Here is a 12,594-nt window from a genome sequence, read left to right as displayed (position 1 = left end):
GGTTCAGAACCACCTGCAACAGCTGATCCGGATCACCATAGGCCAATGGCAGCGACGGGTCGTAGTCCTCGATGATAGTCATGTCCGCGCCAAAGCCCAGCAGCGCCGAGCGGCGCGCGCGGTCCAGAACATCGTGGATGTTGACCGGCTTGAACTCGGGCCGCGAGAGGTTTCCGAACTGCTCGACCTGCTCAAGCAGCTTCACGATCCGGCGACTCTCGGCCACGATAAGATCTGTCAACTCAAGATCTTGCGGGCCGATATTCATGCTCAGCAACTGTGCAGCACCGGTGATCCCGGCCAGCGGGTTCTTGATTTCATGCGCCAGCATCTCGGCCATGCCGATCGCCGACTGCGCCGCCGATTTGACCGTGTTGCCGCGAGTCATGCGGGTGGCCAGTTCGCGCGGCGAGACGATCATGATCATCGACCCCGGATGCCCCAGCAGAGGCGCGATCTGCAGCGCGCATTGCAGCGGCGCGCGATTGCCCGAACCCACATCCACGTCATTCACGAACAACGGCGTGCCCTGCGCGCGGGCGCGCGTGAACGCCTCTTCCAGCGGCGCGTCCACGGCGATCTGGTCCCAGACCGGATGCCCGACCACCGATTTGCGCGAAGCGTTCAGGAACCCCTCACCCGAGGAATTGACATCCGCGATGCGATCCTCGGGGTCGATGATGAAGGCGGGAACCGGCAGCGAAGCCCAGATGACCTGATCCGAAATCATGCTGCCACCTCGGAATTTTCCGTCAACGCGTCGCCGATCAGCCGCAGAACCTCGGCCGGATCGCGCGAGGTCAGGACCGCGCGGCGCAGGGACGCCGGCGTTCTGGCCTCGTCCATGTACCAGCCCAGATGCTTGCGCGCGACACGCAGGCCCAGGTCGGCGCCGTAGAACCCCAGCATCGCCTCGTAATGCGCCCGCACCATATCGGCCAGATCGTCGCCCTCGGGAACCTCTGGCGCCGGCGTTTCCCACAGCGCGTGCGCGATCTGCGCCAGCAGCCAAGGTTTGCCCTGCGCGCCACGGCCCACCATGACGCCATCCGCGCCCGACTGCCCTAGCGCTGTCTGCGCACGCTCGGGGCTGGTGATGTCGCCATTGGCCACGACCGGAATGCTGACGGCCTCTTTGACCGCCCGGATCGCGGCCCAATCCGCCTCACCCTTGTAGAACTGACAGCGCGTGCGCCCGTGGATCGTCACCATCTGAACGCCGGCCTCCTGCGCCCGCCGCGCCACGTCCGGCGCGTTCAGCAGCGTGTCGTCCCACCCCAGCCGGGTCTTGAGCGTCACCGGAACGTCCACTGCGCCCACGACCGCATCGATCAGGGTCAGGGCGTGGTCGGGCGTCTTCAGCAGGGCCGAGCCGGAATAGCCGTTCGTCACCTTCTTGGCCGGGCAGCCCATGTTGATGTCGATCACCCGCGCGCCCCGGTCGGCAACCTGCCGCGCGGCCTCGGCCATCCAATAGGCGTCGCGACCGGCCAGCTGTACGGCGGTGTTTTCCACATCCGCCGATAACTCGGCCCGTTCGCGCACGCCGGGCTTGGCCTGCACCATCTCTTGGCTGGCGACCATCTCGCTGACCACCATCCCGGCGCCGAACCGCATGACGAGGTCGCGAAACGGCCGGTCGGTGATTCCGGCCATCGGCGCCAGCAGAACCGGCGGGGTCAAAGTTTTCTCGGCAATGCGCAGCGTCAACGTGCCTAATCCTTGAGCAATTGCGGTTTTCATATCGAATACGGGGCGTATGAACAACAAATCCGCGACCAACAAGCCCGCAAAATCATCATATGCCTATTTTTTAATCAGCTTACCGCGAGTGATTGCCTCTGCTTTCACCGCCGCCTAAACACGGAAGCCAAACGAAGGTCGGAAATTCAAACATGACAACCGCCGCCATCATCGTCGCCGCCGGGCGCGGCCTGCGCGCCGGAGGAGGCCAGCCCAAGCAGTGGCGCCCCTTGGCCGGGCGGCGTGTGGCCGACTGGACGATCGAACGGATCAAGGCGCAGGTCCCGCTGGTCGTGCTGGTCCTGTCCCCCGACGACCCCGAGGCCTGGACGGAATTCGCCGACAGCGGCCTGATCCTTGCGCCCGGCGGCGCCGACCGAGCCGAATCCGTGCGCAACGGGTTGCAGGCGCTGGCCGACCGCGGCGTCAGCAAGGTTCTGATCCATGACGTCGCCCGGCCCTGTGTCAGCGCGCGGGTCATTGGTGACGTGCTGGCGGCCCTCGACACCCACGCCGCTGCGGCGCCGGGGCTGCCGGTCACCGATGCGCTGTGGACCGGGGCCGACGACCAAGTTACCGGCACCCGAGATCGCGCGGGCCTGTATGCCGCGCAGACGCCGCAGGGGTTCCGCTATGACGCCATCGTCGCCGCGCATGCCGCGCATCCCGGTGGGGCCGCCGATGATGTCGAGGTTGCCCGCGCCGCCGGGATCAACGTGGCCATCGTGCCGGGCGACGCGGACAATCTGAAAATCACACGGCCCGAGGATTTTGCCCGGGCCGAAAGGATATTGAGGTCAGACATGGATGTAAGGCTGGGCAACGGATATGACGTGCACCGGTTCGGGCCGGGCGATCACGTGATCCTGTGCGGCGTCGAGGTCCCGCATGATCGGGGGCTGCAGGGCCATTCCGACGCGGATGTGGGCATGCACGCCGTCACCGACGCGATCTATGGCGCGCTGGCGCAGGGCGATATCGGTCAGCACTTCCCCCCGTCCGACCCGCGGTGGAAGGGCGCCGCCAGCGAGATCTTTCTGCGCCATGCGGTGGATCTGGCCGCGCGCATGGGCTTTCGCATCTCGAACGTCGACTGCACGCTGGTCTGCGAATACCCCAAGATCGGCCCGCACGCTGCGGCGATGCGGCAGAACATCAGCGAAATCATGGGGCTGGAGGCCGACCGGGTATCGATCAAGGCCACCACGTCCGAACGGCTGGGCTTTACCGGCCGCAAGGAAGGCATCGCCGCTATCGCGACCGCCTGTCTGGTGAAACCATGACCCTGGCGCGCCTGATCGGAACCGTCGGCGGGATCGGTTACTTTCGACCTGCCCCCGGCACCTGGGGTTCGCTGGCCGCACTGCCTTTGGCCTTGGCGCTGCATCTGCTGGGCGGCTTCCCGCTGCTGGCCGTCGCAACCGTCGCCGTTTTTGCGGCCGGCACCTGGGCCACGGGCGTCATGACTGCCGGGCAGGACGATCACGACCCTTCGGAGATCGTCATCGACGAGGTCGCGGGCCAATTCATCGCCATCTGGGCCGTGTCCTATCCCGCCTGGGCGCATGACATCGCGGTCACCGCCCTATGGCCGGGCTGGATCGCCGCGTTTTTGCTGTTCCGCTTGTTCGACATCACCAAGCCAGGCCCCGTCGGCTGGGCCGACCGTCGTGGCGACCCCTTGGGCGTGATGCTGGATGACGTGATCGCGGGCGTGTTCGCGGCCGTGGGCGTTCTGATCCTGGCCGGGATCGCACATGGAGTACTGGGCTTATGACCGTCGCCGAACTGCTCGACCGCGCCAAGGCGCTGAACGTCATGATCGCCACAGCAGAAAGTTGCACGGGCGGCATGGTCGCCGCCGCGCTGACCGACATTCCCGGCAGCTCGGCCGTGGTTGACCGAGGCTTCGTCACCTATACCAACGCCGCCAAGCAGGACATGCTGGGCGTGCGTGCCGAGACGCTGGCGGCCCATGGTGCCGTTTCTGAAGAGGTCGCCCGCGAGATGGCCGAGGGTGCGCTGGCGCATTCCCAGGCGCAGCTTGCGGTCTCGATCACCGGCATCGCGGGGCCCGGCGGGTCCGAGTTCAAGCCCGAGGGCCGGGTCTGTTTCGGCCTTGCCGTCACAGGCCACCCCACCCTGACCGAAACCGTCGAGTTCGGCGCCGCGGGCCGCGCCAACGTCCGACGCGCGGCGCGGGATCATGCGCTGAAACTGCTGGAAAACGGGCTTTCCGAACTCGCCTAATTTTTTGGCACCTGCCGAGATACGGCGCACTTTTTGTCACCACTTGGAAAAAGGACGCCAAAACAGGCACCTTTTTCGCACCCTGCCTCTTTTTTCCTCGGCTGCCGTTCGATTGAACCCACGGCACGTCACTCATACCGCGCCCCTTGGCGCAGCTTCAGGAAAGAGGAGAACGGCCCAATGAACGGAGCCGATACCGCCTGGATCATCGTCGCGACGGCGCTGGTCCTGTTCATGACATTGCCGGGCTTGGCCCTGTTCTATGGCGGGCTGGTACGCGCCCGCAACGTGCTGAGCGTTTTCATGCACTGTTTCGCGATTGCCTGTCTGATGAGCATCCTGTGGCTGGTCGCCGGGTATTCGATCGCCTTCGGTGACGGCGGTTCCGGCCTGTGGGGCGGGCTGGGCAAGGCGTTTTTGAACGGCGTCGATGTCGACAGCCTGTCGGGCACCCTGCCCGAGGTGCTGTTCTTTGCCTTCCAGATGACCTTTGCCATCATCACCCCGGCCCTGATCGTGGGCGCCTATGTGGAACGCGTGGGCTTTGGCTTCGTGCTGGTCTTTTCGGGCCTTTGGATGCTGCTGTGTTATGCGCCGGTGGTACATTGGATCTGGGGCGGCGGCATCCTGACCGATGGCGGCATTCTGGGCGAAATCGGCGTGCGCGACTTTGCCGGTGGCATCGTGGTGCACGAAACCGCTGGTCTGGCCGCTCTGATCATCGCGTGGGTCCTGGGGCCGCGCAAGAACCGCACCACCCCGCCGCACAACCCCGGATACGTCATGATCGGGGCCGCGATGCTGTGGGTCGGCTGGTTCGGCTTCAACGGCGGCTCGCAGCTGGCCGCGGATGGCGGCGCGGCCATGGCGCTGACGGTCACGCATATCTCGGCCGCCACCGCATCGCTCAGCTGGGCGCTGTGGGAGCGGATCAAATACGGCAAGGCCTCGTTGGTCGGTCTGGTCACCGGAACCATCGCGGGTCTGGCCTCGATCACGCCGGCCTCGGGCTATGTCGATCCGGTTCAGGCGCTGATCATCGGGGCGGTCGCCGGCATCCTCTGCCAGGAGGCGGTGAACGTTGTCCGCAACGTGCTGAACATCGACGATACGCTGGACGTGTTCGCCGTGCATGGCGTGGGCGGCATTTTCGGCACCATCATGATCGCCGTCTTCGGCCTGGGCGCCTGGACCGCGCAGCTGGGCGGATTGGTGATCGTGGGTGTCTTTACGTCAGTTGTCACATTTGTGCTGATCAAGGTGGTTGCGCTTGTCACCCCGCTTCGCGTAGACGCCGAGACCGAAACGAACGGGCTCGACCTGTCGGTCCACGGCGAACGGGCCTATGACATGAGCAGCTAAGCCCACCTTGGCTGACTCGACTGCCCATCCGGGCATCAAGCGGACCTCTTGGGAGGTCCGCTTTTCTTTTGCGCCAACCCCTCTCGACATCGGGCCGGTCGGCAGGCTATCAGCCCGCAACGTCATTTCAGCGCCGAGGTCCCGCCATGATCCCCAGTTCCTTTCCCGACAGCACGGAAATCGCCCACCTGACCGCGCGGATGTTGCTGGAGATCAAGGCGGTGCATTTCAACGCGCGCGAGCCGTTCACGCTGGCCAGCGGCCTGCCCAGCCCCACCTATATCGACTGCCGCAAGCTGATCTCGTACCCGCGCATCCGGTCGACATTGATGGACTTCCTGACAGTCACCGTCATGCGGAATGCCGGGTTCGAAGCCTTCGATAACATCGCCGGCGGTGAAACCGCGGGCATCCCCTTCGCCGCGATGGTGGCCGAGCGCATGGCCCTGCCGATGACCTATGTGCGCAAAAAACCCAAGGGCTATGGTCGCAACGCCCGGATCGAAGGGGCCATGACCGAAGGCCAGCGCGTGCTGCTGGTCGAGGACCTGACCACCGATGGCGGCTCGAAACTTTCCTTCGTGGACGCGATCCGCGAAACCGGCGCCACCTGCGGGCATACGGCGGTGATCTTCTACTATGGCATCTTCCCCGAAACCGAAAAGACGCTGGGCGATCATGGCGTGCAGTTGCACCACCTGTGCACCTGGTGGGATGTTCTGGCCGAGGCCAAGGCGCAAGGCACGTTCGACGCGGAAACGTTGGACGGGGTCGAAGCCTTCCTGAACGACCCGCGCGGCTGGCAGGACGCCAACAAGAGCTGACTGTCGAGCCATTGTTGCCGGCCAGGAAACACTGGCCGTCAGCCTGGCTGCCTATCCACAAGATGTTGACGAATGACCGATCCCTGCGGCAAGATGCAGGAGCGGAAGATATGCACAGCATATCCCCAGAAAACATACAATTTGCCCCGACTCACGGGGCCGCGATATGACCTTTGTCCCATGGGGACAGCGAGAGCAGCAATGAACGAGATCAGCAGTATCGAGCAGGCAGCGGCGCAGATTCAGAACGCCGAGACCATGCCGCATTCCATCGAGGCCGAACAGCAGCTTCTGGGCGCGATCCTGACCAACAACGACCTGTATGACCGGGTCGCCTCGATCATCGGGCCCGAGCATTTCTATGACCCGGTCCATGCCCGCATCTATGAGGTCGCCGCCGCGCGCATCGCCAAGAACGCGCTGGCATCGCCGGTGACGCTGAAATCCTTCATGGCCGAGGACGAGGGTTTGAAGGAACTCGGCGGCCCGGCCTATCTGGTCAAGCTGGCCGGGGCCTCGATCAGCGCCTTCGCCGTGCATGACTATGCCCAGATGATCTATGATCTGGCGATCCGGCGCGAACTGATCCGGCTTGGTCGCGACATCTCGGACAAGGCCGCGCGGGTCGAAGTGGCCAGTGAGCCCAAGGAACAGATCGTCGAGGCCGAGCAAAAGCTCTACAAGCTGTCCGAACAGGGCCAGACCGAACAGGGGTTCAAATCCTTCCTCAAGGCCGTGACCGAGGCGGTGAATGTCACCAACGAGGCCTATCAGCGCGGCGGCGGCATGGCCGGGATTTCGACCGGGCTGGTCGATCTGGACAAACAGCTGGGCGGGTTGCACCCGTCGGACCTGATCATCCTTGCCGGGCGTCCGTCGATGGGTAAGACCTCGCTGGCGACCAACATCGCGTTCAACGTGGCCAAAGCCTATAAGCGGGGTCAGCGCGCCGATGGCACCGAGGGTGCGGTGGACGGCGGCGTCGTCGGATTCTTCTCGCTGGAAATGAGCGCCGAGCAGCTGGCCGGACGGGTTCTGGCCGAGGCGTCCGAAATTTCCAGCCACAAGATCCGTCAAGGCGACATGACCGAGGACGAGTTCCGCCGTTTCGTCGATGCGGCCAAAGCGCTGGAAGCCTGTCCGCTTTACATCGACGACACACCGGCTCTACCGATCTCACAATTGGCGGCCCGGGCGCGGCGGCTCAAGCGGACGCATGGGCTGGACCTGCTGGTCATCGACTATCTGCAGCTGTGCCGCGGCATGTCCGACAACCGCGTGAACGAGATCGCCGAGATCTCGATGGGCATGAAGGCCATCGCGAAAGAGCTTAATATTCCCGTCATCGCCCTGTCGCAGTTGTCGCGTCAGGTGGAAAACCGCGACGACAAGCGCCCGCAGCTGTCCGACCTGCGCGAATCCGGCTCGATCGAGCAGGACGCCGACGTGGTGATGTTCGTGTTCCGCGAGGAATACTACAAAGAGCGCGAAAAGCCCGGCGATCACGAGCTGGAGAAGATGGAAGAGTGGAAGCAGGCGATGGAGCGCCTGCACGGCAAGGCCGAAGTCATCGTCGGCAAGCAGCGCCACGGCCCCATCGGCACGGTCGAGCTGTCCTTCGAGGCGCAGTTCACCCGATTTGGCAACCTTGTCAAACCCTGGCAGCAGGGTGGCCAGATCGAAGGCTACTAAGCCCATCAGGCCCGAATCCATGTGCCGCGGCCCAATGCGCCGGATGAACGATCTGGATCAGCCAACGGTTTTGGCCCGGATAGGCGGACAATGCTGGCAGGCTGTCTTGCCCGCGTTCAAGCCCGCCCGGACCTGCGCAACCCGGCTACAAGCCGCCCATGGCAAGGACTTTACGCGCGTTTGCAGCGCATTCCCCCTTGACCTCGTGCGGCGCAATGTCATGAACGGGTCATGAGTACTGCACGTTTGACGATCAACCTTCATGCGCTGGCCAGTAACTGGCGGGCGCTGGACGCAAAAACCGATGTCGAGACCGGAGCCGTGGTCAAGGCCGACGCCTATGGTCTGGGCGCCGGACCAGTTGCCAACACGCTGGCCGAAGAAGGCGTCCGCAAGTTCTTTGTCGCCGTTGCCGAGGAAGGTGCAGCCGTCCGTCAGGCGATTGGCCCCGGCCCGCTGATCTGCGTCTTTTCAGGCCATATGGAGGGCGACGCCGACCTGTTGCGCGATCACGACCTTGTGCCGCTGATCAACTCGCCCGAGCAATTCCAACGCCACCTGCAGGCGCTGCCGGTCCATCCGTTCGGGATTCAGTTGGACAGTGGCATGAACCGCCTCGGGCTGGAGCCTTCCGACTGGGCCGCTCTGCGCAGCCGGACCGAGGCGCTGAACCCTGTCGTGGTCATGTCGCACCTGGCCTGTTCGGACGAACCGGACCATCCCATGAACCGGCAACAGCTGAAAACCTTCCGCGAGATGACCGATGGCGTATCGGCTCCGCGTTCGTTGGCGGCCACCGGTGGCCTGCTGCTGGGGCCGGAATTCCACTTTGATTTCTGTCGGCCCGGCATCGGCCTGTATGGCGGCTTGCCCTTTGCGGGCGCCAAACCTGTGGTCACCGTCGATCTGCCGGTGATACAGGTGCGCGACCTGGCAGTCGGAGAAACCGTCGGCTACGGCAACACGTGGAAGGCCCGGCGCCCCTCGCGGATCGCAACCGTGGCCGCCGGCTATGCCGACGGGCTGCACCGCGCCATCGGTGGCGGCATCGACACGTTTGCCGGCGACCTGCCCTGCCCCGTCGTCGGACGTATCTCGATGGATCTGATCACCGTCGACGTCACCGACCTACCGCACACGCCCGAACGTCTGCGCATTCTGAACGGCCATCAGACGGTGGACGACCTGGCCGAGGCCGCAGGCACCATCGGGTACGAGATCCTGACCTCACTCGGCAGCCGCTATTCGCGGGGCTATGTCGAATGAATCCACTCGCATGGCTTGGCGAACTGGGCCGCGCGGTCCTGAACCTGCTGGCGGCGTTCGGCCGCGTGGCGCTGTTTGCATTGGATGCTCTGTCACACATCTTTCGACCGCCGTTCTACCCGCGTGAACTGGGCATGGCCCTGCTGAACATCGGCTGGCTGTCGTTGCCGGTGGTGGGGCTGACCACCATTTTCACCGGCGGGGCGCTGGCGTTGCAGATCTATGCCGGCGGCGCGCGTTTCAACGCCGAGGCCGTGGTGCCCCAGATCGTCGCCATCGGCATGGTGCGCGAGCTGGGTCCCGTCATGGTTGGCCTGATGATCGCAGCCCGCGTCACCTCGTCGATCGCGGCTGAAATCGCCACCATGAAAGTGACCGAGCAGATCGACGCGCTGGTCACCCTGTCGACCCACCCGATGAAATACCTGGCGGCCCCGCGCGTTCTGGCCGCATTGATCACCGTCCCTGTTCTGGTTGCCGTGGGCGACATCATCGGCATCGCGGGCGGCTACGCCGTGGCGACGCAGAACCTCGGCTTCAACCCGGCAGCCTATCTGAAAAACACGGTCGATTTCCTCGAGCCGCTCGACATCCTGTCCTCGCTGGTCAAAGGAGCGGCGTTCGGCGTGATCGCGGCCATCATGGGCTGCTATTTCGGCATGCATTCGGGACGCGGCGCGCAAGGTGTGGGCCGCGCAACCAAGGGCTCGGTCGAGGCCGCCGCTGTGCTGATCCTTGCCGCCAACTTCGTTCTCACGGGGGTGTTCTTCTCGCTATGATCCGGATGGAGAACGTACACAAGGCCTTTGGCGACAACCAAGTGCTCAGGGGCATGAACCTCGAGATTGCCAAAGGCACGTCCATGGTGATCATCGGTGGCTCGGGCACCGGAAAATCCGTGGCGCTGAAATGCATCCTTGGCCTGATCAAACCCGACAGCGGCAAGATTTTTGTCGATGGGCAGGACGCCCAGACCGGTGACCGAGACGCCTTTCTGGCCAGGTTCGGGATGCTGTTCCAAGGCGCGGCCCTGTTTGACTCGCTGCCCGTCTGGCAGAACGTGGCCTTCCGCCTGCTGCGCGGCTCGCTGAAACGACCGACGGACGAGGCACGTGAAATCGCGATCGAGAAACTGCGCCGCGTGGGCCTGCGCGCCAAGGTGGCAGATCTCTACCCGTCCGAACTGTCGGGCGGCATGCAGAAACGTGTAGGTCTGGCCCGCGCCATCGCCGCCGAACCCGAGATCATTTTCTTCGACGAACCCACTACGGGGCTGGACCCGATCATGTCGGGCGTCATCAATGACCTGATCCGCGAGATCGTGACCGAAATGGGCGCCACCGCAATGACCATCACGCACGACATGAGCTCCGTCCGCGCGATTGCCGACAACGTGGCGATGCTGCATGACGGGGTGATCCAGTGGACCGGACCGGTCAGCCAGATGGATTCCTCCGGCGATCCTTATGTCGAACAGTTCATCAGTGGGAGTGCGGAAGGGCCGATTGAGGCGGTGCGGTAGGTCTATTCTACATCCATCCACAGTTTCGCTTTTTCTGAAACATCACCGGGCAACACCTCAGCCCGGCGTGTTTCCAAGTTCAGCAAAACACATTTAAACACAGCGGCGAAAACCGTTTCACCGTCCGCTACTTTTCTAAGCGTGTGGCGGAAAGTCATGGATTTCTTTCCAATTTCCAGAATTTCGCTCTCCATTTGGATCGCTTCGCCCGAACCAAGTTCCTGCCGGAAGTCGCTGTTGATATTCACCACTGCGAAGGAAAGCCGCCTACCGCTCCGCATATCGTCTGCCGTCAAACCCATTTCTGCCTGCATGGCGAAAACGGAATCTGAACATGCTGCAAAATACCTGGATACATTCATGTGCCCAAGGAAATCGCAATCGGAAGGATCAACCACCGACTTGAACGCCAAATAGGCGGGCATAGAAATTATCTCCTTGCCGAATGACTTTACATGACTTCACTTGTACACGTTATCACATCATTCAGTCGAAGAAAGCGTCGTCCATAAACCCTACGATTTAAGCATAATGACCCTCCGCCTCGCCACCCTCTCGCTCCTGATCCTCTACCCCATCGCGTGGTTCGCCCCGCTGATGCGCGCGGGCCTGCTGCCGATCTTCGGCCTCAGCGAGATCAGCGTCATCACCGGCCTTCAATCCCTCTGGAAATCCGACATCTTCCTCGCGCTGGTCGTCACCGTCTTTGCCCTGTTCGCTCCGTACATCAAAACCATCGGAACCGCGCTGGTCCAATGGGACCTGCTGGACCCGCGTGTCCAACCCGCGCTGAACATCATGGGCAAGCTGGCCATGGCCGATATCTTCCTCATCGCGCTCTACATTACCTTGGCCAAGGGCATCTCATACGCAACGATCGAAACAGCGTGGGGCCTGTACCTTTTCACCGGCTGCATCCTTGCGTCGATCGCGCTGGGATACGTTACCGAAGTGAAACTTGGTTCACGAAACCTCCGGACCTGATTGATTGAAAACGCATTTCTGGCTATGATGGCCAGTATTCGAGCAGCCAAGTCATTTTTGTTTCAGGGTCCGACGCGGACCGTCTTGCACGTTTGATGGATACTCCGCCCGGGCCCGGTTTTGCCGGTTTCAAAAGGAGTAGGACTGCCATGGCCGCCCTCCATTCGATTTCAATTCATTTCCAGAACGTATTCCTGCGACTGACTTTTTTCCTGATCTGCGCCGCCGCTCTGTTTGCCGTATCCGCCACCCTGCTTGCCGCCGTGAATGTCTGGCCTTGGCTGACGATGCAGGCTGGATTGGGCGGGCAGGACATTCCGAACGCCGGCGTCTACATCCAGATCGGCCTGACCGCTCTGGTTCTGATGCTCGCCTTCTATCTGCCCTCCAGCGCGCGCATGATGGCGTTGGAAAACGCGCATCGGAAGTTCTCGCTGCAGATGCAGGACGTGGTCGATGCCTACCAGATCGCCCATGCGGCCGACCGCAGCGGCGTGTTCGCGCTGGCCTCGGAGTTTGACGCGGTCAAGGAACGCATGGCCTTCCTGCGTGATCACCCCGACCTGCAATCGCTGGAGCCCGAGATCCTTGAATTGGCTGCGCAGATGAGCCAGGTCAGCCACGAACTGGCCGAAACCTACGGCGCGGCCAAAGTCGCCCGAGCGCGGGCGTTCCTGCAACAGCGGCAGGAAGAGGTCGAACTGTTCCAGCAACGGATCGAAGACGCCCAGACCATACAGCATGAATTGCGCCAATGGACCCGCGACATCGAGATCGAGGAGTCCATCGCCAAGGCGCAACTGGCCCGCCTGCGCGAAGAATTGTTCGAGCTTTTGCCCGAGCTGTCAGCCCAGTTGCAGACACCGCCGGACGACAGCGACCCGACCGCATCGAGCGTCATCGCCATGCCCCCGCCCCGCGCCGCCGAATAGCCACTCACTCACCAGATGC

14 protein-coding genes are annotated in these 12,594 nt (G+C 63.2%); 11 read left to right on the top strand and 3 right to left on the bottom strand.

Annotated features, from left to right (window positions below):
* A partial coding sequence (locus tag AC2FM5_RS13050; RefSeq protein ID WP_496736052.1) for a two-component system sensor histidine kinase NtrB occupies nucleotides 1-730 on the bottom strand: 730 nt, incomplete at its 3' end.
* Nucleotides 727-1,743, bottom strand: a complete 1,017-nt coding sequence (gene dusB / locus AC2FM5_RS13045; RefSeq protein ID WP_496736050.1) for a tRNA dihydrouridine synthase DusB — start codon at nucleotides 1,741-1,743, stop codon at nucleotides 727-729. The genes dusB and AC2FM5_RS13050, both read right to left, overlap by 4 nt.
* A 152-nt stretch (nucleotides 1,744-1,895) precedes the next feature.
* Between dusB and AC2FM5_RS13040 the strand changes: the two genes are divergently transcribed.
* From AC2FM5_RS13040 to AC2FM5_RS13000, 9 genes are all read left to right on the top strand, one after another.
* Nucleotides 1,896-3,026 (top strand): bifunctional 2-C-methyl-D-erythritol 4-phosphate cytidylyltransferase/2-C-methyl-D-erythritol 2,4-cyclodiphosphate synthase, encoded by a 1,131-nt coding sequence (locus tag AC2FM5_RS13040; RefSeq protein ID WP_496736048.1) that lies wholly within the window; start codon nucleotides 1,896-1,898, stop codon nucleotides 3,024-3,026.
* Nucleotides 3,023-3,520 carry a phosphatidylglycerophosphatase A family protein gene (locus AC2FM5_RS13035; RefSeq protein ID WP_170586915.1) on the top strand — a complete coding sequence of 166 codons (498 nt, stop codon included), beginning with the start codon at nucleotides 3,023-3,025 and terminating at the stop codon, nucleotides 3,518-3,520. Before AC2FM5_RS13040 ends, AC2FM5_RS13035 begins: the two co-directional genes overlap by 4 nt.
* Complete coding sequence (locus tag AC2FM5_RS13030) at nucleotides 3,517-3,993, top strand: CinA family protein (protein WP_170358998.1); 477 nt, start codon at nucleotides 3,517-3,519, stop codon at nucleotides 3,991-3,993. The genes AC2FM5_RS13035 and AC2FM5_RS13030 overlap by 4 nt, the downstream gene beginning before the upstream one ends.
* A 180-nt stretch (nucleotides 3,994-4,173) precedes the next feature.
* On the top strand, nucleotides 4,174-5,355 hold the full coding sequence (locus AC2FM5_RS13025) for an ammonium transporter (RefSeq protein ID WP_496736046.1): 1,182 nt from the start codon (nucleotides 4,174-4,176) through the stop codon (nucleotides 5,353-5,355).
* Between the two features lie 146 nt (nucleotides 5,356-5,501).
* Nucleotides 5,502-6,179, top strand: coding sequence for an orotate phosphoribosyltransferase (locus AC2FM5_RS13020; RefSeq protein ID WP_496736044.1), 678 nt, complete (start codon nucleotides 5,502-5,504; stop codon nucleotides 6,177-6,179).
* 201 nt (nucleotides 6,180-6,380) lie between these two features.
* On the top strand, nucleotides 6,381-7,871 hold the full coding sequence (locus AC2FM5_RS13015) for a replicative DNA helicase (RefSeq protein ID WP_170338856.1): 1,491 nt from the start codon (nucleotides 6,381-6,383) through the stop codon (nucleotides 7,869-7,871).
* A 231-nt stretch (nucleotides 7,872-8,102) separates the two neighbouring features.
* Entirely contained in the window at nucleotides 8,103-9,137 is a 1,035-nt protein-coding gene (gene alr / locus AC2FM5_RS13010; protein ID WP_480633166.1) for an alanine racemase, read from the top strand.
* Nucleotides 9,134-9,916 carry an MlaE family ABC transporter permease gene (locus AC2FM5_RS13005; protein WP_170458891.1) on the top strand — a complete coding sequence of 261 codons (783 nt, stop codon included), beginning with the start codon at nucleotides 9,134-9,136 and terminating at the stop codon, nucleotides 9,914-9,916. Before alr ends, AC2FM5_RS13005 begins: the two co-directional genes overlap by 4 nt.
* Complete coding sequence (locus tag AC2FM5_RS13000; protein WP_170370572.1) at nucleotides 9,913-10,659, top strand: ABC transporter ATP-binding protein; 747 nt, start codon at nucleotides 9,913-9,915, stop codon at nucleotides 10,657-10,659. The genes AC2FM5_RS13005 and AC2FM5_RS13000 overlap by 4 nt, the downstream gene beginning before the upstream one ends.
* Nucleotides 10,660-10,661: 2 nt before the next feature.
* Here the strand turns inward: AC2FM5_RS13000 and AC2FM5_RS12995 are convergent, their stop codons facing one another.
* Nucleotides 10,662-11,084, bottom strand: a complete 423-nt coding sequence (locus tag AC2FM5_RS12995; protein ID WP_496736041.1) for an acyl-CoA thioesterase — start codon at nucleotides 11,082-11,084, stop codon at nucleotides 10,662-10,664.
* Nucleotides 11,085-11,190: 106 nt separating this feature from the next.
* Between AC2FM5_RS12995 and AC2FM5_RS12990 the strand changes: the two genes are divergently transcribed.
* Both AC2FM5_RS12990 and AC2FM5_RS12985 read left to right on the top strand, forming a co-directional pair.
* Nucleotides 11,191-11,643, top strand: coding sequence for a paraquat-inducible protein A (locus AC2FM5_RS12990; RefSeq protein ID WP_170338849.1), 453 nt, complete (start codon nucleotides 11,191-11,193; stop codon nucleotides 11,641-11,643).
* Between the two features lie 149 nt (nucleotides 11,644-11,792).
* Nucleotides 11,793-12,575 carry a kinetochore Spc7 family protein gene (locus tag AC2FM5_RS12985; protein WP_170372443.1) on the top strand — a complete coding sequence of 261 codons (783 nt, stop codon included), beginning with the start codon at nucleotides 11,793-11,795 and terminating at the stop codon, nucleotides 12,573-12,575.
* The last annotated feature ends 19 nt before the right edge of the window (nucleotides 12,576-12,594 follow it).

This window comes from Ruegeria sp. BHSA162, from assembly GCF_059613385.1.
Note: the sequence above shows the minus strand (reverse complement) of the source record. Positions and strands in the feature narration are given on the sequence as shown.